This is a genomic window from Amycolatopsis sp. NPDC102522 (assembly GCF_055584485.1).
On record NZ_JBVJLY010000015.1, the window covers coordinates 106,589 to 131,528 of the forward strand.

Sequence of the window (24,940 nt, forward strand, 5' to 3'; positions counted from 1 at the left end):
TCACTCCCCGGAGAGCAGGAAGATCTGTTCGGGAGGCTCGACGACGGCCGGTTCGGCGGCCACCGCCGCCGCGCGTCCCGGGCGCCAGCCGCGCCTGCGTCCCCGCGGCAGGAGCACCGCCACCAGCAGCGCGAGCACGATCGCGCCGGTCACGACGACGGTGAGCCATTTCGCCGCCGCCGCGTCGTTCTCACGGGCCGCGGCCCGGTCGAGCTGTTCCTGGTCCGGTGGTGTGGGAACGAAGGCGGGCAAGGCCCCAGGGGTCTCGGTGTCCATGCTGTCGGTCACCGCTCGGTAGGGGTCGACCACGCCGGCCCCGAACGCCTGGCTGTTCAGGCCGCCGCGTGCCGGGTTCGCGGTCGCCATCAGACGGCGTGCCACTTCCGGAGCGGTCAGCCGCGGCCAGGCGGACCGGACCAGCGCCGCGGTGCCGGAAACGAAGGGCGCGGCGTAGCTGGTGCCGTCGGTGTACACGTGCCCGCCCACCCTCGTCGGAGCCAGGACCTTGGCGCCGGGAGCGACGATGTCCACGTAGCGGCCGATCTGGGAGCCGGACATCCGTGCCCCGTCGATGTCGATGGCGCCGACCCCGAGTACCCCGTCATACGCGGCCGGGTAGGACGGAAGTTCGGCGGCCGATTCGCGCTGTGTGTTGCCTGCCGCGGCGATCACGAGCGCGTCCCTGGACACCGCGTACGCGACCGCGTCCCGGATGACGGCGAAGTCGTCCTGACCGGCCAGGGAAAGATTGATCACCTTCGCCCCCTGATCCGTCGCGTAGCGGATGCCGTTGGCCACCACCTGCGGATCGATCCGGAGGGATCCGCCCTGGCTGTCGAAGTCGCGGTCACTGATCCGCACAGGCAGGATCTGCGCGTCCGGGGCCACCCCGTGGAAACCGATACCGGGCGCCGGATCGGCGGCGATGATGCCGGCGACGCCGGTGCCGTGTGACACGCAATCGAACGCGCCGGGAAGCGAACTCGCCTGATGGAAGTCGCGGCCGGCGCGGACCTTGCCCGGTCTGGCGAGTTGCGGGTGATCGGCGTCGACGCCGGAGTCGACCACCGCGACCAGGACCCCGGAACCCTTGCTGTACGGCCACGCCCGTTGTGGAGCCAGCGATTGCTGGGCCCACGGCTGTGCCCGTACCGGCGGCCGTGCCGGTTCCGGATCGTGGCAGGTGCCGGGCGGCGGCGCCGCGTGCGCCGTCCCCCCGCCGCCGAGGGCCTGAACGGCCGCCGCTGCCAGTACGGCGGCGACGGCGGGCATCCGGTGTCGTCTCATTGTGCAATCGTCCGGGGGAAAAGCCGCCGGAGACAGGTTCATGGCCGCAAGCGGCCACTCGAACGGCGCCGCGTGCCCCGGGACAGACGACGGCCGAGGGACGGCGGGCGATTTCCGGTGCCCGCCGTCCCTCGGCCGTCCTTTCAGCTCATCACGTGGTGTGCCACAACTCCTTGTCGAGGAGCTGCACCGAGGTGGACTCCGATTCGCCGGTACGCGGGCGTTTCGGTTGCCGGAGGGCGAATGCCGGATCTCCGCTGCCGGAGCGTCCGCGGAGTTCGGACGGCACGCCCTCGTTTCCCACGGCCGCCTTCCTCGACGAGCCGGCGCGGCCGGTCGGCTGGTTCGCGGATCCGGGCTGGAGGGTTCCGGGCGGGGCGGCGTGCCCGCTACCAGGCGGCATCATCGGTGGCGGGCTGCCACCGGTGGCCGATTTCCCCGCCGCGCCGGTGTTCGTTCCGGCCGCGGTGGGGGCACCTTCGGCGATGTTCTGCGCGGCGGCGCGTTTCGCCACGGCCGCCTTCGACATCGGCAGGCCGCCGGCGCTCGCCCCGGCGGCGCCGAGCAGCCCGAGACCCGAGGCGACCGGCGCCCCGGACACCGGGGGCAGGCCCGCGCCGGGAATACCCGTGGGCAGGCCAGGTGTCACCGGTGGCAGGGTGGACGTGAGGCCTGCCAGGGACGGTCCACCGCCGTCGGACCAATCGGGCGAGTTCTGGCCCAGCGCCGACGAATCGAGCCCCGTCGTGCCGGGGGAACCGCCGGAGGTCAGCGACGAGCTGAGCTCCTGCAACCCCTGCAGCGTCGTCATACCCGCGGTGGCCGCCTTGAGCACGTCGGTCGGGGAATTGCCCTCCGTGGAGACCTGCTGCGCGGGCAGCACTTCGGCCGGGTTCCGCACGCCGGACGCGGCGACCACCTGGCCGATCGACAGATCGAAGTCGGCGGCGAGCGTGTTCATCGCGGTGGCCGACATCTGCTGGAAGGGGACGGCGAGCGCGTCGCCGAACGGGAGTCCTTTCACCGCGAGGTAGCTGCCGTAGAAGCCGGCGACGGCCGCGGCGGTCGCCGGGATCGCCGCGGCGAGTGTGGTCAGTGCCGCGGCGGGCTGCGCCGCGTCGATCCGCTCGCCCCACATCTTCAGCTCGGCAAGGGTCCGCTGCGTCTGCTCCTCCATCGCCCGGCCGTTCTCGTCCGTCCACTGTGGAGACAGTTCGGCCACCCTGGTGTGCAACTCCACCTGGGCCGTGCCGATCCACTCGCGCACCTGGGTCCACATCCGGGCCGCGTCGTTGAGCACCGAGACGTTGCCGTTTTCGGCTTTGATCATCTCCACGTGCATCTCGATGGGCAGCATGTTGTAGGGGATCACGGTGCGCTCCTCAGACCGAGTCAGGCTGGACGGTGGACGACTGCGCGGCTCCACCGGTGTCACTGGTGGCGGAAGCCGCCTGGTTGAGCGAGCCCGCCGTCTGCTTGAGGATCGACAACCCCTGGTTCGCGACCTTGACCGTCGCGCTCGCCAGTTCCAGCGCGCTGGCCACGTCGGCGGCGGAGTAGGCGCCCGCGGCCGCGCCGACCTTTCCGGAGTAGGTGACCATTTCCTCGGTCATCTTGGTCAGCAGCGCGAGCATGCTCGCGGTCGCCGCCTTGTCCAGCAAGGACATCGCGACGCCCTCGAACAAACCGGCCAGACTGGGCATGCCGCCCAGTCGTTGCATCAGTGACGGCGGCATCGTGGGCGCGGTGAGATGCCGGGAGAACGCACTCATCGCGGCCGGATCGCCGTTGATCTCTGTTCCGGGCATGTGCCCCTCCTCAGTGTCCGGAGCGGAATTTCGCCGCGTTGTCCTGTTGGTTCACTTGCCACAGCTCCTCGTCGAGCAGCTGCACGGTGTTGTTCTCCGGGTCCCACCGGCGTTGCGGTGCGGCGGGCCGCGGCTTCCGCTTTCCGTTGACCGCCCGTCCGAGCAGCGGGACCCCCGGTGTTCCGGCGGGTTTGCCACGCTGCCGTCCGGCGGGGCGTTCCGCGTCACCGGGTTTGATGCCGCCGTTCTCACCCTTTCCGGCCCCGTTGTGCGGCATCATCGGCGGTGGCATCCCGCCCGCCCCCGCGCCCGCGGCACTCCCGGTCGAACCGCGGACCGGTCCGGACGCCATCGGCGCGGCACTCGCGTTCAGCCCGTCTCCCGGCAGCGAACTCCCGGTACCGGCGCCCGCGCCGGGGATCGCTCCGGCACCGCCGCCCGTACCGGCGCCGCCCGCACCGGAAAGTCCCCCCGTGTCCGGCATCCCGGCCAGCGAGGGAAGGCCGGACATGCCGGCCGGGGCGGCGTAATCGGCGTAGTCCGCGTAGTCGGCATAGTCGCCCAGTTTCGACGGGTCGATACCGGAAAGATCGGGGAGATCGGGGAGATCGGGGGTTTCGCCGCCCGATCCGCCGAGAAGTTGCTCAGCGGCCGACAACGCGTCGCTCAGCGCGCTGAGGGTTTCCGTCGCCTCCTTCACCGGGTCTGTGGTGGTGGTGGGGTTCTGCTCCTTCGGCTGTTCGGGCGTTCCGGGATCCTCCCCGGGCGGATCTCCGGCGTTCGGCACACCGGCGCCGTCGTCGCCGAGCCCGGAATTCTGGTTGTAGCCCGGTCCCGTGCCGAGCTGGGTCGGCCCGTTCCAGGCCCGGCCCCGGGCGGCGAGCATGGCATGTCCGGTGCGCACGTACTGCTGCGCGACCAGGTCCAGCAGCCCGCCCACCTTCTCCTGGGCTCGTTTGGCTTCCTGTGTTTGCTCGTCCGGGTCGGTCTTGGCGTTGACCATCCCGACCCACACGTTCATGATCGACCGGGTCGCCTCCATCTCGGCCAGTAGTACGCCTATCTGCTGGGGGAGATGGGCTTCGTCGATGCTGCCGATGGACCTCTGCGGCGCGCCCTCCGGTGCCTTTTCCTCCCCTCCCCAGGAGCCGAGCCCCGACTCGCACGCCTCGTCCACCCAGTTGACGAAAGCCCGGCCCACCTCGTCATCCCAGTTGGGCCCACGGAGATTGTTGGTGGCCGATCGGAGGGTTCCGTGCGTGTCGTCGATCCACGTCTCCGCCTGGGACCACATGTCCCGGGCCGCGGTCAGCGCGGGGTAGGTGTTCCGCAGCTCCGCCTGGAACATTTTCACTTGGCTGTCGAAATTGACGTCTTTGTAGGTCATCGTTCAAGTCCTGTCGAGGCGTCTTGTGCGGCATGTCCGGTCACACGAGTGGTCCTGACGGGTTCCCCAGGTACGGGATGTCCGGCGGTACGGTCGCAGGGCCCGTTTCCTCCTTCGGCGGGCGGCTGGTGGTCGCCAGCACCGCCGACTGCGCCGCCTCACCCGCCTGCCGGTAGGCGGTCGCGCTCTTCCTCGCCATGGCGCCGAAGATCTGCGCACCAGGACCGGCCTTCTCCAGAAAGGACTTCAGCGCGTCGGTGATGTACTGATCGGCACCGGCCAGTGCCGCGCATTCCGCCAGCCCGCCGCATTCCCTGATCGGCTCCCGCTCGATTTTCGGCGCGGACCTGACCTCGTTGTGCACCATGTCCGCGAACGATTCCAGCGCCGGAATCCACACGTCGACCTTGCCGCTCACGTACTCCTCCAGTGTCGTTCCTCGGATATTCGTGTCTTTCCAAGCCAAACATCGACGGCGACCGCGACGGCGGCTCCGGCAGGTTCCGGCCATGGCCGGTCACTCCCGTGGCGGGAGCCAGGCGAGCTGGACCAAACCCTTGTGGCCACGGCGATCCACCAGCCAGCCGCGACCGGGTGGGAGCACTTGGGCGCGCATGCCACCGAGCAGCGGGCCTTCGTCCCGGTCGCCGGACATCATCAGACCGGGCGTGCCGACCTCCCGCAGCCGGGAAAGGAACGGTTCGAACAGCCCCCGTCCCGCGCCGCCGGAGCGGCGGGCGAGCACCACGTGCAGACCGATGTCCGACCCCTGTGCCACCAGCGACAGCAACGGCATCAGCGGGTGCTTGTCGTGCGTGGCCACCATGTCGTAGTCGTCGACGAGCACGAAGATCTCCGGTCCGTGCCACCAGTTCCGCGCCCGGAGCTGTTCCGGCGTGACGTCCGCGCCGGGCAGCCGCTTCGCCATCGACGAGGCCACCTCGGCCAGCAGTTCACCGCTGTGCGCGTCGTTGGTGCCGTAGCCGAGCAGGTAGTCCTCGCCGACCTCGCCGAGCAGCCCTCGACGATGATCGACCAGGATGATCCGAGCCTCGCTCGGCGTGTAGGCGTTCTCGATCCGGCGAGCCAGCGTGCGCAGGAGTGTCGTCTTGCCGGACTGGGTGTCGGCCAGCACGAAGAAGTGCGGATCGGCGTTGAAGTCCAGCCGCATCGGGGAAAGGTCCTTCTCGTGGATGCCGACCGCGAGTCCGGCCTCGGCGCCGGTCCGTCCGTCGGTCGCGGGCAGTTCCTCGAAGGGGAACGTGCCCGGCAGCAGCCGGACCGGTGGCGCGGATTCGCCGGGCCAGGCGGACCGGACCGCGTCGACCAGGGCACCGATCCCGCCGATCAGGTCCTCGGTGCGTGAGGACCCGTCGATCCGGGGGAGCGCCACCAGCAACTGGTGCTTGCTCATCGAAATGCCCCGGCCGGGGGCACCCGAGGGCACCCCCATGGCGGCGCGCCGGTCGATCAGCGAGTCGATCGGGTCGCCGATCTTCAGTTCCAGCCTGCTGGCGAACAGGTCCCGCACGTTCATGCGCAGGTCGAAGGAGCGGGAACAGCTCACCACCAGGTGCACGCCGTAGGACAGGCCACGGGCGGCGATGTCCCCGACCATCTCCTCCAACTGGTCGAACTCGGTGCGCAGGGTCTGCCAGCCGTCGACGACCAGGAACACGTCGCCGTGGGGCTGGTCGGCGAACCGGCCCTCGGCGCGCAGCTTGCGATAGGTGACGATGCTGTCGATCCCGTGCTCGGCGAACAGCCGTTCCCGCTGTGCCAGGACGGAGGCCACCTCGGCGACGGTGCGGCGCACCGCGCCGGTGTCCAGCCGCCCGGACACCCCGGAGACATGCGGAAGGCCGGCGATCGAGGCGAGCGTGCCGCCGCCGAAGTCGAGGCAGTAGAACTGCACCTCGCGCGGGGTGTGAGTGAGCGCGAGGCTGCCGATCAGCGTGCGCAGTGTGGTGCTCTTACCGGTCTGCGGCGCGCCGATCACCAGCACGTGCCCGGCCGCGCCGGACAGGTCGAGCCGCAGTGGATCACGGCGCTGCTCGTAGGGCCGGTCCACGATCCCGAGCACCGGCCGCAGTCCGTCCGGCCGCTCGGTGGTCAGACCGCGCGCGGGGTCGGTGACGAGTGCGGGCAGCAGCGCGTCCAACGTCGGCGACTCGTCCAGCGGCGGCAGCCACACCTGATGCGCCGGTGTGCCCTGGCCCTGCAACCGGTCCACCAGGATGTCCAGCAACGTTTCGCCGACCGCGGTGTCCTGGTCCGGTTCGGGGGTCTCGGGTTCGTCGCCGGTGTCCAGTTCGGCGGCCAGATAGTGCGTGGTGTATTCGCGCAACACCAGTTGTTCTTGCGGGGTGAGGGACGCCGCGCGCCCGGTCTGGCGCTGGTACACGCCGGAGACGTAGGCCGAGCGGAACCGGTCGAGCTGTTCGGTTCCCACCTTGAGGAAACCGTGGCCGGGCGCCCTCGGAAGCCGGAACGCGTCCGGCATTCCGAGCACCGTCCGGCTCTCCATCTCGGAGAACGTGCGCAGCCCGATCCGGTAGGAGAGATGTCCTTCGAGGCCGCGAAGCCTGCCCTCGTCCAGTCGCTGCGAGGCGAGCAGCAGATGCACTCCGAGCGACCGGCCCAACCGGCCTATCTGGACGAACATGTCGATGAAATCCGGCTTGGCGGACAGCAGCTCCGAGAACTCGTCGCAGATCACCAGCAGGGTCGGCACCTCGGGCAGCGGGGCACCCGCCGCACGGGCCTTCTCGTAGTCGCGCAGCGAGTCGAAGTTCCCGGCCGCGCGCAGCAGTTCCTGCCGTCGGATCAGTTCGCCGTTGATGGCGTCGGTCATCCGGTCGACGAGATGCAGTTCCTCGGCGAGGTTGGTGATCACCGCGCTGGTGTGCGGCAGCGAGTCCAGCCTGGTGAAGGTGGCGCCGCCCTTGAAGTCGACCAGCGCGAAGTTCAGCGAGCTCGGTGGATGGGTCGCGGCCAGCGCCAGCACCAGCGTCCGCAGCAGCTCGGACTTGCCCGCACCGGTCGCGCCGATCAGCAGGCCGTGCGGGCCCATGCCGTCCTGCGCGGACTCCTTGAGGTCGAGCTCGATCGGCGCACCGTCCGGGTGGATCCCGATCTTGACCCGCAGCCGGTCCCGGTTCGGCCGGGGCGTCCAGGTGTCGGCCGGGTCGAACTCGTACGGGTCGCCGAGTTCGAGAAGTTCGGCGAGGCCGAGTTCGCTGGTCATCGGCGCGTCGCCGCGCACGCCCGCGGTGAGCCGCAGCGGAGCGAGCTGCCGGGCGAGCCCTTCGGCGGCCACCGCGCCGAGCGTGTCCGCCTCGCCGAGCGGGACTTCGCCGTCGATCGTCTCGCTGACCAGATCGCCGTCCTCGGCCACGTCCAGCACCACGGTGGTGCGGTCCAACGCCCTCGGCGGCATCGTGGTCAGGTCGACCACCGTCACGCCCTCGACGCCGCCGCCGGTCATCAGATGGTCCGATCCGGCCATCGAACCGCCGTCCAGCACGACCACGAGCTGCGGACCGGAGACCCGGGTGTCCACCTCGGGATCGAACCTCGGCCGCCTGGCCAGCTCCTCTTCCAGCATCGCTTCCAGTGCTGGAATCGTCGGGGCTACAAGGCGAAGCGGGCCGAGCGCGTCGCTGCGTTCCGGGTGCAGCGCGTGCGGCAGCCACTTGATCCACTCCCAGTCGGCGCGCTCCCGCTCGCCGACGCACACCGCGATCCGCAGGTCGTCGGGCGAGTGGAAAGTGGACAGCTGGGCCAGCATCGCGCGCAGCAGGCCGAGAAGCCGCGCCCGGTCGCCGCGCAGGTAGATCCGGCTGAAGCCGTTGATCGCGATCCCCAGCGGCAGCCCGTCGATCGTCGTGTACGTGGTGATGAACCGACGCAAGGCCAAGGCGGACAACGGTTCCAGCTCTTCGAGCGGTTTGGTGTCCGGCGAGACCAGGGTGGTCGCCGGGGCCTGCGCGCCGGTGCCGATCCGGGCGATGCCGAAGTCCGGGTCGTCCTTGCGCCGCTCCCACAGCCGGTAGCTGGCGGCCAGCGACCACAGCGACACCGGATCCGGGTGCAGGTACTCCATCGCGTCCCGCTGCCCGCCCACCGAGCGTCGCAGCCGTAGCCGGTGCTGGGCCAGCTGGCGAAGGTACTTGCGCCGGGCATGCCCCATTTCCCGTTTGCTCGGGCCGCCGCTCTGCAGGAAGCCCGTCACCACCATGCCGAGCATGCCGACGCCCATCAGGCCGTACACGACGAACCGGATCGATCCGTTCATGCTGCCGGAGAGCATCAGCATCATCCCGCCCATCATGGCCACCATCGGCACCACGGTGAGCACCTGCAGCCATTGCCGGCCGGGCGGCGGCGGGATCTCCGGCGGTGCTTGCAGGATCAGTTCGCCGGCGGGCAACTCCGGCGCGGGCCTCCTGGCCGGTCTCTTCACCACGATGGTCGTCACACCGCAATCGTCAGCCGATCACGGCGCGGGCAGGGCGTGATGGCAGGAACGTGCCGAACCCGCTGATCGCGCCGGTTCCCTGGCTAGCTTGAGGCGTAAGGATCCATTTCGGCGGAGAAGAGAGGGAAGTATGAGCGACGGTCTCGTCGATATCCAATTACCGGTCGTGCAGAACCTGATCAACAAGACCGATGACAGCCTGCAGCAACAGTTCGCCGCGCATCGCGCGCACGCCGCACGCGATCTCGACGCCCTCAACAGCGGGCTGGGCGGAGGGGTGAAGCAGGCCGGTGTCACCGGGAACCAGAACCGCGTCGACCTCTTCGGCAACCAGGTTCATCCGTTCGCCCAGCAACTCGTCGACTCGGGGAACTCGGTCGTCAAGGTTTCGGCCGGATCCGCGGCCGACGCCGTGCAGGCGATCATCTCCAAGGCCATCAACCCGTCCGCCTAGCAAGGAGGTTTCCCTATGTCGATGGATGACCACTACAAGACCGTGTACAGCGTCATTGACACAGCCAGGAACGACATGGACAGGATGGCCACCGACCTCCGCCAGGCGACCGAGGACGACCTGAGCAACATGCGCAACGTCATGGGTTCCTCGTGGGGCGGGCGCAACAGCGAGGAAATGGGCCTCAAGTACGCGGAAGTCTGCAAGAACACCGGTTCCTACGCGGACGACGCGCACGCCACCGCTGGATCGTACGGAAATGTCCTGAACATCGCGCAGACGTGCGAGACCCAGGTCAGCAACATCATCGGCATCTGACGGTCCCGGAAAGGAAACCCCGGCAGGCCAAGGCCCGCCGGGGTTTCCTTTTGGCCGGAACAGGCCAGTCGTGTCCCGCGCCCCCACGCCTGCGTGAGACTCGCCTTACGTGCCAAGGGAGGAACCGTGGAGCCATCACTGAAACCGGACATGTACAAGGACTACGAGCAACTGGCCGGAGACGTGCGGATCATGCAGCGGCGAATGGCCGAGATCCGGGCCACCGCCGAATCCGACGACGGGTTGATCAGCGCGACCGTCGGTGGCGCCGGTGAACTTCTCGAACTGTCGCTCGATCCGCGCATCTACCGCACGGCCGACTCGGCCGCACTGGCCAAGGACATCACCGACACCATCCACGAGGCGGCCGGGTTGTCGACCGAACAGGGACTGGCCATCGCGGCGGGCTTCCTGCCGCCCGGTATGGACGCCGACACCGCGGATCTCCGGTTCGATCCGGTGCTGCGCCGGTTGGACCGGCCGGAGAGGGGCGACGGCCGATGAGCGGAGTGGACAGGGACAAGGACGGCAAGGTCGACATCTTCTTCGAGCCGACCCGGCAGGAACTGACGAACCTGACGGCCGCGGGCAACGACTTCGAGACCGAGTGGGCGAAGTGCCGTAAGGCCATCGAGGACATCACCCCGCTGCTGGGTTTCGGAAAGCTGGGGGAGGCGTTCCAGGACTGCGCGGACAACACCCCCGACCTCGTCAAGAGCGCGAACGGGGTCAAGGACAACTTCGTCAACTTGGCAGGAAACGCGGAGAAGGGCGTCAAGATCTACGAAAGCGCGCAGACCGAGGCGACCGACCAGCTCGGTTCCTGAGCGGGTTCACAGACGATGGCCGACTTGTGGAGCATGACGGTCGCCGCGTGGGAGTGGATGGGCGGTGTCGTCGACGACATCTGGCCGCCGGACAATCCGCACGCGGCCGACGACCTGGGTGACGCGTGGGACAAGGCCGCGACGTTGCTGGAGGGCACGATCACCAGGTCGTCGACGGTCCACGATCGGATTCGCGAAACCTGGCCGGATCCGAACGGCGCTTTCGTCCGGGCGCGCATCAGGGAGGCCAACGACGGCGAGTACGGCGGTGGCGGATCCGGTCACCGGGAACTCGTCAAGAGCATGCGGAAGATGGCGACGTTCTGCCACAACTACGCGGATCAGATCGAGCGTGTGCGCAACCAGATCTGGTCGGAGATCATTCACGCCGGCGTGGAATTCGCACTCATGGCCGCGATCCCCGGTGGGCAATGGCTGTTCGCCGGGCGAATGGCGATGCGTATCGCCAGGATAGTGGAGGTCGCCAAGGCGATCGCCCAAGCGGGGAACAAGTTCGGCAAGATCGGCAAGCTGATCACGATCGTCGCACGCGAGGCGGCCGACGAGGTCATCACCAACAGCTTCGAGCAGGGCCTGAACATCTGGCAAGGCAACCAGGACGGGTTCAGCTGGAAGGAAAGCGCCACCAACGCGCTCGGTGGCGCCATCGGCGCGCCGGTCAGCGGGATCGTCGGCGCGCCGTTCAAGGGCGCGGGCGCCCTCGCCAGGAAGGTTCCGGGTGCCAAGGACGTGCTGGACAGCGGCCTCGGCAAACACGTGACCACGGCGGTCACTTCGGCGAGCACGAACGCGGTGTCGTCACCGATCTCCAGCTATGCCGCGCAAAGCATCATGGACGGGAACGGGGTCCCCACCGACCTCGCCGGCTACGGGCGGTCCATCAAGGACAACTGGCTCACCTCGGCCGCGATCGGTCCGATCCGGGGGAACACGCACCTCGCCGGCGAGCAGGTGATGGAACGTGGCATGGAGAGGTTCACGCCTCAGAAGCCGAACCCGGTGACGGACATGGGAACGTCGTCCGAGGGCCCGCCACCGACCGACCCGCCGGGTGAGGTGAAAGCGCCGGAGTCGGCCGACGTCGGCGCGGGGCAGGGCGGCAACTCCGCCGCGGTCGGCCAGGGTGACACCGGCGCCGCGGTGGGGCAGGGCGAGTCCGGGACCGGTCGGCTCGGTGACTCCACCGCGGAACTGGGCGGTACGCCGGGCACCGACGGCGGTGGTCACGGCGGTTCCACCACTACGTCCACTGTGGACAATACGGCCGCCGGAGTGCGACAGCACGCCGCGGTGGGTTCGTCGCCAGGCCACGCCACGATCGGTTCCGGGACGCCGCAGGCGGGGGCGAGCTCGGTGCCGCAGGCCACCGCCGTCGGGACGACGGCCGCGACCGCGGTCGCCGCCCCCGGTGCCACGCCGTCGGCGACCGTCACCTCGGCCACACCGGCTTCGGCCGCGGCCCCTTCACCGGGCCAGACCACTTCGGTGCCGGCGGCGGGCACCACATCGACAAGCTCGGTGCAGGCGGGCGCTTCGACCGCGACCACTTCGACCCCGACCAGTTCACAACCCGGCGCGCCGCAACCGGCTTCGCCCCAGTCCACGTCATCTCAGTCCGCTTCGGCGCAGCAGCAGGGCGCGACGCCTGTGAGCCCGAACCAGGGCACCACCGCGAAGCCCGCCAAGGGCGAACCGGAAGCCGATCAGGCCGAAACCACACCGGAACCCGACGACGACGGCCCGACGCCGCCCGAATCCGAAACTCAGGAACAAGAGGAACAGCAGGAGGAAGCGCCCGAGTCCACCGTGGACGATTCAACCGGGGAAGCCGGTGGGCGTCCCGGGACCGAGGACGGACAGGTGCTGGCCGCCGCCGCGCCCGCCACCGCGGCGGTCCAGCAGGGTCAGCAGCCCCGGCGACCGAATCCGGTCCAGCCCACCAAGCAGGGCCCGGCGCCCGCCCACACGACGATGCGCCGGTCCGCCGAACCGCGGCGTACGCAAGGCGAACCGCCCGCCGACCCGCCCCGTCGGCCACCCGGCCCGCCGCCCGGCACCGGCGAATCGCCGGATGTCCCGGACGGCGTGCCGTCGCGGCTCGCCGCCGTGTGGGAGCTGCTGCCGCCGACCGCGCGGCAGGCGATCACCGAGCTGCTGGGCTCGGTCGCCCCGGATGCGCTGGCCGATCAGGTGCATGAGTTCGCGGCGCGCCTTTCGCCGGGCCGGATGGACCGTTCGCTCGGCGAGATCCTCGGCGAGATGTCGGATTCCGCGGGACAGGAGCTGGGTGGGCGGCTGGCCGCCGAGGCCGCGGTGCACCGGTTGTGGGGCGCGTTTCCGGCCGCACGGGAAGCGATGTCCGAACTGCTCGGCCGCTTGCACCCGGCGGAAGTCGCGGCCACCCTGGCCCGCCTCGCGCCACTGCTGGCCAGACCGCCCGAACTGGCCGAGGCATGGGACGCGTTGTCGCCCTCGGCGCGGGAAGCGGTCGTGGGGCTCGCGGCCAAGATGAGTCCGGACAAGCTGGTGAAGCGGCTGACCGATCTCGCCGCGCGGGTGTCCGGCGGGCCGAAGGGGCGTTCGCTCGGCGAGCGCGCCTCCGCGATGAGTGCCGACCAGCTCGCCGCGTTCGCCGAACAGGTGACGGCCGTGGCCGACCGGATCCCTGCCAGGGCCCCGGTCGCGGGCGCGGCGACTCCGGCAGACCTGGCCGGGGTGGGCCGGGGCAAGGGCCTCCTGCTCGAGGCCGCGGACGTCCAGGCCAAGCTGGACGAGCTGGCCGCGCTCGGTGTGGACGTCCGCGCCGCGCAGGAGGGCCTGCGGGAAGAGCTGGGCAAGGCGCGACGGGTGCTGGACGGCAACACCCAGGTCCCGAAGAGCGCGCTCGATTCCAACTACGAGAACGTCCGCGCGAAGTACGCCGCGGCCGACGTCGCGCTCGCTCTGGCCAAGCTGGACGAGCACCTGCTGGCCCGGATCGGGTTGCCCGGACTGCGGATCACCGGTCTCGAGGTGCCGGTGGACGAAGGCGGACGGGCCGGCACGGAGGCCAGGAACAACGACGGAACCGACATCGACATTCGCGGTGAGCTCGGGGACGGCACCGAGGTCCGCTTCGAGGTCAAGGACCGGACCGCGCTGGTCGAGTCCGACCTCGAACAGACCGCGAGACAGCGGGAACTGGCGGGGCCCGGCCCGAAGGTCGTCCTGCTCGCCACCAACCGGGTCGATCCCGGGTTCGCGGCGAAAGCCGTGGCGAACGGCGCCGACAAGGTCATCCAGTACGACGGTTTCCAGGTGTTCATCGAGGTCGCGGCCGCGGGAACGGAGGGCACGCGGCCGCCGTCGACGCCGCCCGCGCCGCCGCCGGATCAGACGCCCCCGGGACCCCGGCAGGGACCGCCCTCGCCGGAACCGCCGTCGGCCGCGGCGCAGCGGTTCTACCATCCGGAAAATCCGGCGCGGGAGAAGCATTCGCCGCCGGGCAGCGACGTCACCGACGCCGAGCTGGCTTCGAGCAGGCACAGCGAGCGCGCGCTGCGGGCGCTGATCGACAAGTCGCGGCTGGCGTGGAACGACCTCCGGTTGCTGCTGCTCGAACACGGTCTGCTGCCCGCCGACTCGCGGCCGCTGCGCCTCCGTGATGTGGAACGCATCCTGGACGGCGCCCGCGTCCGGGCTCGGATCGCGCCCGCGTTGCGAGCCGCGTTCGACAACGCGATCCAGGAGTTCGAGCGGTTGGCTCGGGGCGAAGCACCGACGGTGACTTCGGAGTCCTCGCGGAACCGGGCCTGGCAGATCCGGAAGGAGATCCGCGACGGCACGATGACTCCCGGCAGGCGCGAGCGGTTTCTCCGGGAGATCTTCGCGGACGACGTTCTCGCCCGGCAGCAAGAGATTCTCGGTGAGCACTTCGGTCGGTACCAGCTCCGCGCCGGGGTTCCGTTCGGCCTCGACGGGCGAGGGGAGAACGGAGACGGACGGTCCCACTACGCGGGGTCGACGGTCCCGGACCTCACTCTCGAACTGCATCCCACCGGCGATCCGCGAACACCGGGATCGCCGGTGGTGGTGCAGGGCTACCACCTGGGCACGGGCACCGAACCGTCAGCTCTGGACGTACACCGCGGCGATACTTTCACCCGCGCGCTGTTCGAACCGGAGATCCTGCTTACCACCACCGGCCTGCCGCCGATCGAAACGCGGCCTGAGTCCACCAAGCGCGACCGCTGGTCCGCCCTCGGGCGGATCACCTTCACCGGTCTGCACTTGCGCAAGGGTCTGGCGCTGATCGAGGCGCTGATCGAGGCGGACCGCGTCTCACGGTCCCAGCGGCAGGCCCTGACGCACGCGCTGGAGCGGTATGCCAGGGCCGCGGCGCGTCTCGACGAGCGGCTTCCGGACGTCAAATGGCTCGTCCAGCGGGGAATCGAGCTCACCGGCATCGGGCAGGACCAGCTGATCGACGCCGTGGCACTGGCCTACGGGATGTCATCGGCGATGGTCGCCGCCTTGGTGACGGATCCGTCGGTGCGCTCGCGCGTGCCGCGCGACCTGATGCCGTCGATTCAGGAAATGGACGACTTCTCCGAGATCCTGGCCAAGGCGCGAACACACCACGCGGAACTGCTCAGGCAGACCGAGGACACGGCAAGGGAACTGGAGTTCGCGGAGCGGGAATGGCAGCGGGCCAGGGACGCCGCACTGGCCGAGATGACACGAATCGGTGCCGAGGCGGTCGCGAACGGGCTACCGGAATGGGCGCGCCGGGCGGCCGCCGCCGGATTCGTCGCCGATCTCCGGTCGGTGGCCACCAGGGCGCGAGTCGATCCGGAGGCCGATCCGGCGGTTCCGAAACCGGCGCGCCCGCGCGGCCGGAGCATCCTGGACCTCGGGGGGATCCGCGCCACGCTCACCGCCGCGACGCGGGCGGTGGAGGAATCACGGCACGCGGCCGAAGTCGCCTACCACGCCGCGATGGCCGAGTTGCGGTCGGCGAGGGAAGACGTCCGTGAGCTGACCGAATGGGTACCGCACCTGCTCGCCGCGGGCGAGCGGGCCGACGTCGCGGAGGCGCTGGGCCTGCCGGTCGAGAGCGCGGCCGCGCACCGGCTGCTGCCAGGTGCCGAGCCCGATCTTTCACTGGAAGGAACCATCGAGGACGTCAAGGCCAGGGTGCGGGCCGAGGCGGCCGCGCGGCAGGACCGGCTGGAGCGGGCGACCGAACGCATGCGGCTGGCCGACGCCGCTCGCACCGAGGCACACGCCGAATACGTCCGGGCGCTGGTTCCGGCGATCGAGCAGGCCGCCGACCGGGGACTGTCCAATGTGGAGATAGCCAGGATCGCCAAACTGCTCGACAGCGAGGTCGCCGGCATCACCCGGCGGGCGGAGAACCTGCCGTCGACCCGGAAGCCCGTGGTGGACAGGTACATCGACGCACGCGGCTGGCTGATCGGGATGGGCGACCGGGTCGCGGGCCGTGAAGCCCTCGTACCGAGCCACGGCGCCCAGTTCGCCGCACTCGACCCGGACAGCCCTGACTACGCGGCGAAAGCCGAAGAACTCGGTGTCGACGCGGAACTCGCGCGACGGCTCGGCAAACCCCGTCCCGTCCATTTCTTCCACGACGTCCACATGCACCCGAAGGGGTATGACGCCGCCAACATCAACTATCGGGCCCTGGTGGACTGGCTGATCGGCCAGGGCCTGCCGAACATCCTGGTGGCGTCGCCGATTCCGCAGAGCGGGCTCGGCGTGATCGGCGGTTCCAGCGGTTCCTTCTATTACGCCCTCACCAACGTGGTCCGGATGACCACCGTCTTCGGAAAGAAGATGCTGGGCCTGCACGGCCAGCTCTCCGACATGCGGTTCTTTTCCGCGCGCGACCAGATGTCGGAGGAACAGAAGTCACATTGGTTCCCCGGCGTTTCCGGGGCCAGAGTGGACATCCCCGGGGTCGGCGGCTACCTGATGGCGATGGCGGTCCTGTTCGGCGACGCGGCCCGCTACCTCGCCGAGACCACTTTCGTGAAGGAAATGGTCCAGACGATGCTGGGACGGCAGGCGAGCGAGGTGATCAACCCGGAGTGGGTCGACTACTTCGGCAAGCTGATCGCCGCTGCGGAACTCGTCCAGGAATCGATCCGCGAGGGGCGGATCGCGCCGGAGTTCTTCGCCGCGTACCTGGCCGACGGTTCGCCGATGGCCGAGCTGTTCCCAGCGGGCGGCAGCCCGAGCGCGCTGGCCGAGATGGACTTCTACGACTCGCTCATCGCGAACGCCGGGCAGATCAAGGCCTTGCTGAAAGCGGCCGGACTGCACGCCGAACTGCGTAGCCTGCCGGACAACGCGCCAGAGATGTACAACCCGAACACCGTCGAACTGCTGGAGACCATCGCCGCCACCGGCCAGGTGCTGATCCTGCACGACGACATGGGCCTGGCCAGGTTGCGAGGCAACGGGGCGTACGAGGCGGGCCCGTCGGACGGGCGCAACCTGGGCCCGATGGCCTACCTCCTCCACCAGGAACGCCTCGCCGGCGCGAAGGTGATCTGGGCGCATCTCGGCATCGGGCACTGGACCACGCTCACCGTCGAGCACATCGAGCGGTTGCAATGGCTGCTGGACACCACGAATACCGCCATGGACATCTCGTGGAACGTCCTCGCGCAGCACGCGAAAGCGGATCCCGAGGTCAAGGAGGCGTTGATCCGGTTCCTGATCGTGAACCAGGATCGGCTCATCTTCGGTACCGACACGGTGAATCCGCAACCCGGCGCGCATTATGTCCGCCACCGCAACGAGATGGACCCGCTGTTCGCCGAGGCCGCGCGCCGGCCCGGTGGAGAAGCGGCGATCGCGAAGATCCTGCACGGCAACTTCGCCCGGCTGCACGACGAGGCGGGTCAGCGGGTCACCACGTTCGTGTTCAACGAGATCCTGTCGGGGGCCTGGGACGGGTTCATCGAGTCGTTCGGCCCGCACTGGCAGCGCAAAGTGGACGAATGGGTCGAGGCGAAGATCGCCGAGGGCTGGGTCGCGGACCCCTCCTACCAGCCGCGCGGGCCGTTGTCCGGGCTGGACCTGACCGCCGGGCAACGTGCGAAAGACCAGCCATGGCTGGCGAATCCGCAACTGCGGACGATGAAACTCTGGTACTCCGCCGCAGACTCGCAACGCGACGCGAACGCCAATCCGCTGCGGCTGAAGGCGGTCGCGGCCAGGATCTCCGCCACCGAGACCGCGGCAGGGGTCAAGTCCGCCTTCGAGGAGCTGAAGCGGCGCTGGACCGAACGCGGTGGACTACGACCGGTGAGCGGTGCCGACGCGCTGCTCAGCCGCCCGCTCACCACCCAGGCGCTGATGGCGGGCGAGCGCATCAGAGCGGCCCTGGCCGCGGGTGAGGTCTCCCGCGCACGGCTGAACATGACCCTCGGACGGCTCGCCACGCTGCCGTTGGCGCCCGCCGAACGGGACGCCATGCTGGCGTCGCTGATCGAGAGCGTCGAGAAGACCGAGCGAGAGCAGCTCGCGGCACGCGAGGAGATCTCCAAGCTGCGGTCGGCCTGGCTCGGACGCGACCTGAAGGGCTGGGCGGTGGCGGGCGCCGCCGCGGCGACCATCCTCGGGGTCGGCGCGACGATGGGCGTTCCCTTCGCGCTGTCGGCGGGGGTGAGCATCGTGGCGGGTAACGCGGCCTTCGTCGTCCGCGGGATGCTCAACATCGCGAAGACCGGGCACGCCCAGAGCAACCGGGTGAGCCTGGAAGGAATGCTCGAACGCGGCAGGCTCGACCAGCGGTCGGCCGAGGCGCTGGCCAGGATGATCCGGGACTACCTGGAGTACGACGTCAACCCGCTCGGCCGGTTCGACGCCATTCTGGAGGAGGTACGGGGCGAGATCGGGGACAAGACCCGGAAGTTCCTGATCAACCTGCAGGCCATCATCCACACCCCGCTGGCGATCGGGGAACGCCCGTCCCAGCGCCAGGAGGACGTGAGCCTCGAGGTTTCGCGCTACCTGAACGAGATCGGCAGGCCGTACGGCACGGCGACCGAGTCGATCAACAAGATGAACCCGCACGCGGGCAGGCTCGGCAAGCTGATGGCCGCCGGCCTCGCCGGCACCTTCCTGGTCAACCTGCCGGTGCACCTCGCTCAAGCGGCCGTCCTGCCCGGGCTGGCGGCCGCGGTCGCGGGGACCTACGCGATCGCGGACGGGCTGTTCCTTTTCACCGCGCTGTCCAACGCCATCGGAGGGTTCGCCGGTTACGACAACGCGCTCCGGCCGCTGTATCGCAGGATTCAGAACGCACTCGCGTTCCCGGTGCTGACCGTGGCCAACGGCATGCTGGTCGCGCTCGAGGCGACTCAGGGGGAGTGGCTGAAAGCGCTCGTCGCGGCGACCCTGACCGGCTCCACTCTCTACATCTCCAAACTCGGTGCCGAGCTGGAGCTCCGGCTCGGCCGCCAGGCCGCTCGCAATGGCCCGGCAGCCCTCTGGGTCACCGCGTCCTCACTGGTCGGGCTGGGCATGATGGGCCTGTCCTCGGCGCCGCTGGTCGCCGCCGCGGGCACCGCGCTCGCCTTGTCCGGCCCGGTGATCTACGTCGTGAAAGCCGCCTTGGGCAAGGCGCGCGGCGTCTATGAGGCGCGGACTCCCTCGGGAATCGTGTACATGTCGAACATCCCGGTGCTCGGCGTCGGCGCGGCGGTCGACCTGAGCCTGCCGCGCACCCAGGCGCCGAAGCTCATCGAGCAGCCGCGGTCTGACAACGACCCCGACGATCCCGATACGCCGGACGAAGATCCCGGCGGTGCGCCGTCACCGGATCCGACCCCGCCGACGCCACCACGTCCGGCCGGTCCGTCGAACCGGCCGGAACCCGGGACGGCCACCCCGCACACGACCACTCCTGGCATCGGGCCCGTCGGTCTGCCTGCCTCGGATTCTCTGCCGTTGAAGGAAAATCCCGATTCCATCGGTGTGCACACCGATGCCCGGCGTGCGGTGGGGCGCGCCGTGCCGGACGCCGGTATGCGTGCGGTCGAGCGCCCGGCGAACGGCCGTCGGTACGTGGTCACCGGCCCGGCCGGGAACACGTTCGACGTCACCGTGCGGGCGGGAACGCCGAGTCCTGGCCAGGTCGCCGAGTACACTGTGGACACCGCGGAGAACTCGCTGGAGATCGAGATCTCCGAGTTCGCCACCGAGGACGCGACGCGGGCGGCGGTCGCGAGGGCACTCGGTGCGGCGGCGGCCGAGCTGTCCGGGACACCGCACGGCGAGGACTTCCTCGCTTCCGCCGCCGATCCCACCGCGGATCCGTTGCTGAGTCCGGCCGATCATGGGCGTGCGGCGCAGCTCTTGGCGTTCGGCAGTGCGCTCGCGGGCAGTCCGCTGCCGCTTCAGCGGTCCGGGCTGAGCGCCGCGCTGCGGGCGCTGATCGCGGACATGGGCCTGCGCCCGGCCGATCCCGGCGCCGCGCGGCGGCTGGCCGCGCTGCCGGACGAGCGGATGCGCGAGGTGGTGCGCCGGTACGCACCGGCGCCCGACGGCTACACCAGCGGGCTCGACTACGCGATGACCAGGCTGCTCGCCGGCAGCACGTCGTCGATCGCGTTCGGCGGCGCCATCGTGGCCACCGCGCCGGTGGTCGCGGCCGCGATGATCAGCGGTGCGGCCGCGCGCTCGCTGGTCGCCGGTCTCTTCGACCGGTCGGTCGTGGCCCGCGAGGTCAACGCGGAGAACGCGGCGAAAGCGCCCGTCGAGCGGGCGGTCGCCGAACAGGCCTCGGCCAGGCGGGAGGCCCTCTTCCGCCCGCTTTTCGACCGCTGGGTCGCGATTTCCGGCAGGTTGCGGACCGGAACACCGCTCCCGCGAGGCCATTCCACGCCACGACCGGACGCCGAGCCGGAAGCGTCCGGAACCGAGATCCCGGATGCCGAGTACGTCGGGCTGGTGCCGTACGCGGTGCGACGGGCGGCCGGCGTCTCCGCCGGATCGCTCGGCACGATCGCGATGGCCTCGGTCGGCATGCAGCCGATGATGGCGGGCGCACTGCTCGCGACGCTCTGGGCGCCCGCCGTGTTCGGGTCGTTCGCCGAGGCGTTCCGGGGACGGCATCGCCAGGACGAGCGGGTGGCGCGGGCCTCGGAACGGCTGGACGCGGCCGATCAGGCGACCGCGGACAACGAACGGGAGCTGGCCGAGTTCGGCCACGCCTTCCTTGACTTGATCGAGGCCGGGCTGACACGCACTCCAGAGCCCGCGGCGGAAGCGAGGGAGACCGGCGGAACCGGCCACCGGGCGAGCCCGTTGGCGATCTTCGCCGGGGTGGGCAACGACTCGGCGCTGCCGCCGATCGGCTACCGCCTTCCGGACCGGAATCTGCCGGACTCGTCCGACCCGACCTGGCTGTCCGCGATGTCGAGCAGCTACCTGGAATACCTCGGGCTCGGGGTACTCCAGGCGATCATCGGTGCCATCGCCGGTGGGGTGACCGGGCACAGTGCGTACCAGGCGGCGCAGGAGGCCGAGCACACCCGCAGGCTGCACGACCTGCTGGCGAAGGTGGACGAGCACAGCGAGTTGCGCACCCGGGTGTTGCGTGCGGCGCTGAACCGGCTCGCCGAAACCGCACCACGGGAGGCGGACCGCGACCGGCTTCACCGATTCCTGGACGAGCACGGGCTGTCCGGGACCGAACCGGAGCCGGACACCGAGCCCGACGGGGACCGGCCCCCGTGGCTCGCGTCGAAAACCTGGCTGACCGCCGACATGGTGATCGCCTCCGCGTCCCTCGGCGCCACCACCGCGGGCTTCACGTTGTTCGGCATCGATGGTCTCGGCCCGTACGCGGTGGCCGCGGCGGCCGAAACACTGATCCCGTTGTTCCACCGATCGTTGACGGGACGGGAATTCGCCGCCGAGGACGCGGTCACCGGGCCCGCCGACGCGCTGCAGCGGGCCGAGGCGCGGGCCAAGGCCGACGCGCTCGAACGGTACCTGTTCCGGCTGATGGACCGTGGTCTCGCCGAGTCCCCGGACCGGCCTGCCGGGCAGCGGCGGTGGTGGCATCCGGGGCAGATCGCCGTCCTGGTCGGGAAAATGGCGCCCGCCCTGCCGCCGGCCGAAGCCGCCCCGCTTTCGGTGCCGGGGCAGCTCAAGGCCGCCGCCGACACGTCCTACCGGCACCTGCTCGAACAACCGGGTGAGCTCACCACGCTGCCGGACCGGCTGGTCGCGCTGGAGGCCGTCATCGCCGCCTCGGACCGGGTGACCAGGACCGCGGACTGGGCGGCCGCCACCAGGCAGACCCGCGCGGAAGTGTTGGCGCGCAACGAACTTGTCGAGGCGATCCAGCACTACAACGAGCTCGCCGAGAACCCGCTGCGGCTCGATGACCTCTTCGACGGGGTGCACCAGGGCAACAGCACCCCTCAGCAGGTGCGTCAGCTGCTGCCCGGCCTTCAGGACGCGGTCGGCGGCAAACCCGGCGAGGTGGTGCCCTGCCAGGTGGCGGCCGTGCTCACCGACCGGCACCTCGCCGATCGGGCGGCGGGCAAGCCGCCGGGACGGGCGATCCCGCCGCGCACGCTGGCCGGGCTGACCGGCAGGGAGGGCTGGGCCGACCGGGTCGCCATGGCGGCCAGGGTCGCCGGGGCGCGGTTCGTCCCGATGGCGTCGGCCAACGACGTGGCGCAACGGTTGCGTGACCTCGGCTCCGGCGCCCGCGCGATCGTGCACGGCGAGCGCGCGGATGTCACGCATCTGTTCAACGTGGTCAATCTGGACGGCGAGGTCTACTTCGTCGACGGGCAGATCACCCTGTTCGCCGACCTGACCGGCTATCGCGACGGCTTCCGGGTGCTCATAACCGAGGACAACGGCGAGGAGGCTCGCCGGTGGGCAGGCCGTCCGGTGCCTTTCCTTCTGCGCAACGCCTCCGCGCAGGCGATCGCGTCGGTCCGCGAGCAGTTCGCCCGGCTGCACAAGGATCCCGCCGCGCCGAAAGGCATCGACGACGTGATCAACCCCGAGCCGTCCGCACAGGACGCCGCGGTGCCCGCGCCACGCCCGGAAACCGGCGTCTCGCCCGCGCACGGCGCCGGCGACAGCACCAGGGGCGGCCGCCGTTGGAAGGTGTATCGCGACATTTCGGCACTGACCCGCGGGATGCTTCCGCCCAGCGTCGAGCCGGCGTGGCACCGGCACACCCGTGGGATCGTGACGGCGGCGGCGAACATCGTGAACGGCCCGCCGCAACCGCCGTCGGGGCTGACGCGCTGGACGTCGTTGATCGAGACGGCGTATGGCATGGTGCACAACGCGCGACAGCTCTCGGCCGGGGCTTCCTACGATCCCGAGCTCGTGCGGTGGGCGCAGGAACATCCGGAGGCGCTGAAGTACTTCCGGATGCCCGAGCTCTCGCCGCTGGCGCGGACGAGCGAGGTCAATGCCCTGCCTGCGATCCACGCGGGGGTGGTGACGCCCGCCGAGCAGGCGTGGCAGATCGAAAACCATCACCCGCTGCTGCCCGGGGTCAACCCGAACTTCAACCGTCCCGACGCCTACGAGGAAGGCTGGCGGACCAACGGCCCGCAGGCCGTCGTCGGCTATTTCCACGGCATGCTCGGCCAGGAGATGAGGGTCGAACCGGTCCGGCCGGAGGACACCTGGCGGGTGGACGGAAAGGCCTATGTCGCCGAGCGGCTCCACGGGTCCTGGGAAGCTCACGACAGCTACGACAGTGTCATCGACGAGATCTACGGCGCGTGGTGGTCCGCGTCGAGTTCCTCTCCGCTGCCGCCGACCGCCGCGCTGCACCTGACCTACACCCATCCCCCGTCCGGGCAGATCGTGGAGAAGTGGGGCCAGGTGCGGTGGACCGAGGGCGGGGTCGTGTTCCTGTCCCCGGTGCCCGGGACCTTGATGCTGTTGCCGGGGCACCCGCTCTCGATATCCCTGTTGCCGATCACCTATGGCGAGGCGGGGGAGATCAACCTGCCGGAACGGGGTGGTCGTCCGGTCGAGGCGCCCGCCGATCCCGGCCCGGCTCCCGACTTGTTCAGCCGCCGGGCCGTCCGGAGCAACCAGGACATCGTCGACAGCGGCGACGGCCTGCCGCGTACCCAGGAGATCATCGCCCGCACGGCCGAAGCCGCCGGGATCGATCTGAGCGGCGTCGAGGTCCAGCTGGTCGAGACGCCCGAGACGATCGAATACCTCGATGAGGTGGGCGCTTGCGCGTCCACTCCGCCGGAGTCGGCGGGCAGGGCCATCTGGCTCGGCCCGGCCGGTTTCGCCGACGTCGAAACCTTGGTGGCGGTGCTCGCACACGAGATGACGCACGTGCGCCAGCTCCGTGCCGGGATCATGCCGACCGAGCAGACGCGCGAAAGTCTCGAAGACGAGGCAGAAGCCAGTGAAGAGCCCGCCCTGGAGAGGTTCCGAAATCATGACGACGACGATGTTCGAGGTGGAGAAGACCTTCGACCTGCCGGGCCGGGACGGGATCCTGGTGGTCGGCCGGTTGCTGCAAGGCACGCTGGAGAGCGGTTCGAACCTCCGGCACCGGACGACGGGCACGACGATCCGGATCCTCGGCCTGGAATTCGACGGCCCGAACCAGCGGGGGACCGACCGCCGGACCATCCGGATCGACCGGCGGGACGCGAAGCCGGTGACCCCGGGATCGATGCTGACGGGTCATCCCCCGACTTCTTGAACCTGCCGCCGACGACCTTTCATCCGCTCCCACCCCGCATCGACGCGGTGATCAATCAGGAACCGGGGCCGCCGATCGCCGAACCCGAGTCCGACGAGCGCGACCGGATCCCGATCGCGGACGTTCCCGGCCCGCTGCACCGGGACGAACCGTTGCCCGCCTCGGAACTCCGAGCGTCCTTCCGGGGCGAGGACGATCCGAACGACCCGAACCGGGCGTTCGCGCCCCTGGTCGTCGAGTACTTTTCACCCGAGCGGAGAGAGGAGCACCGGGTCTTCGTGCGGGACGGCGAACTCTATTGGGCACAGGACGGATCCCCGGTGGACACGTCTTCCGCCACGGGGCCGTTCGGCAAGTCGATCTTCGCGATGGACCCGCAGGGGAACCTGTACGTGTCGCTGACATGGATCTCGGGCCGGTTGCACCATTCCAGCTTCCTCGCCGGACAACCCGTCGCCGTGGCGGGCCATATCGAGGTGGTGAACGGGAGGCTGACCAAGCTGACCCGCCAGAGCGGGCACTATCAGCCGGAGAAAGAGCAGTTGGTGACCGGGCTGGAAATCCTCGCCGAGCAAGGCGTGGATGTCTCCCAGGTGGACACCGGTCCCCAGTTCTGAACGGAAGGG

The 24,940-nt window shown here is 70.0% G+C and carries 11 protein-coding genes; 5 read left to right on the forward strand and 6 right to left on the reverse strand.

The window, feature by feature from the left end; genetic code table 11:
- From mycP to eccCa, 6 genes are all read right to left on the reverse strand, one after another.
- Entirely contained in the window at positions 1–1,287 is a 1,287-nt protein-coding gene (gene mycP / locus ACZ6YV_RS29710) for a type VII secretion-associated serine protease mycosin (RefSeq protein WP_465512742.1), read from the reverse strand.
- A 151-nt stretch (positions 1,288–1,438) separates the two neighbouring features.
- Positions 1,439–2,659: a hypothetical protein gene (locus ACZ6YV_RS29715; RefSeq protein ID WP_465512743.1), complete on the reverse strand. Its 1,221-nt coding sequence runs from the start codon at positions 2,657–2,659 to the stop codon at positions 1,439–1,441.
- A 10-nt stretch (positions 2,660–2,669) separates the two neighbouring features.
- Positions 2,670–3,095, reverse strand: coding sequence for a hypothetical protein (locus tag ACZ6YV_RS29720; protein ID WP_465512744.1), 426 nt, complete (start codon positions 3,093–3,095; stop codon positions 2,670–2,672).
- Positions 3,096–3,105: 10 nt separating this feature from the next.
- Entirely contained in the window at positions 3,106–4,482 is a 1,377-nt protein-coding gene (locus ACZ6YV_RS29725) for a hypothetical protein (protein WP_465512745.1), read from the reverse strand.
- 40 nt (positions 4,483–4,522) lie between these two features.
- Positions 4,523–4,900 carry a hypothetical protein gene (locus ACZ6YV_RS29730; RefSeq protein WP_465512746.1) on the reverse strand — a complete coding sequence of 126 codons (378 nt, stop codon included), beginning with the start codon at positions 4,898–4,900 and terminating at the stop codon, positions 4,523–4,525.
- A gap of 99 nt (positions 4,901–4,999) precedes the next feature.
- A complete protein-coding gene (eccCa, locus tag ACZ6YV_RS29735; RefSeq protein WP_465512747.1) occupies positions 5,000–8,962 on the reverse strand; it encodes a type VII secretion protein EccCa in 3,963 nt (1,320 codons plus the stop codon).
- A 130-nt stretch (positions 8,963–9,092) separates the two neighbouring features.
- Here eccCa and ACZ6YV_RS29740 point away from each other — a divergent pair, with 130 nt between their 5' ends.
- The 5 genes from ACZ6YV_RS29740 to ACZ6YV_RS29760 all read left to right on the forward strand — a co-directional run bounded on the left by ACZ6YV_RS29740 (position 9,093) and on the right by ACZ6YV_RS29760 (position 24,931).
- Positions 9,093–9,416, forward strand: coding sequence for a hypothetical protein (locus ACZ6YV_RS29740; protein ID WP_465512748.1), 324 nt, complete (start codon positions 9,093–9,095; stop codon positions 9,414–9,416).
- Between the two features lie 15 nt (positions 9,417–9,431).
- Complete coding sequence (locus ACZ6YV_RS29745; protein WP_465512749.1) at positions 9,432–9,734, forward strand: hypothetical protein; 303 nt, start codon at positions 9,432–9,434, stop codon at positions 9,732–9,734.
- A gap of 126 nt (positions 9,735–9,860) precedes the next feature.
- On the forward strand, positions 9,861–10,238 hold the full coding sequence (locus ACZ6YV_RS29750) for a YbaB/EbfC family nucleoid-associated protein (RefSeq protein WP_465512750.1): 378 nt from the start codon (positions 9,861–9,863) through the stop codon (positions 10,236–10,238).
- Entirely contained in the window at positions 10,235–10,561 is a 327-nt protein-coding gene (locus ACZ6YV_RS29755; RefSeq protein ID WP_465512751.1) for a hypothetical protein, read from the forward strand. The genes ACZ6YV_RS29750 and ACZ6YV_RS29755 overlap by 4 nt, the downstream gene beginning before the upstream one ends.
- A 15-nt stretch (positions 10,562–10,576) precedes the next feature.
- Positions 10,577–24,931 (forward strand): WXG100-like domain-containing protein, encoded by a 14,355-nt coding sequence (locus tag ACZ6YV_RS29760; protein ID WP_465512752.1) that lies wholly within the window; start codon positions 10,577–10,579, stop codon positions 24,929–24,931.
- Positions 24,932–24,940 lie beyond the last annotated feature (9 nt).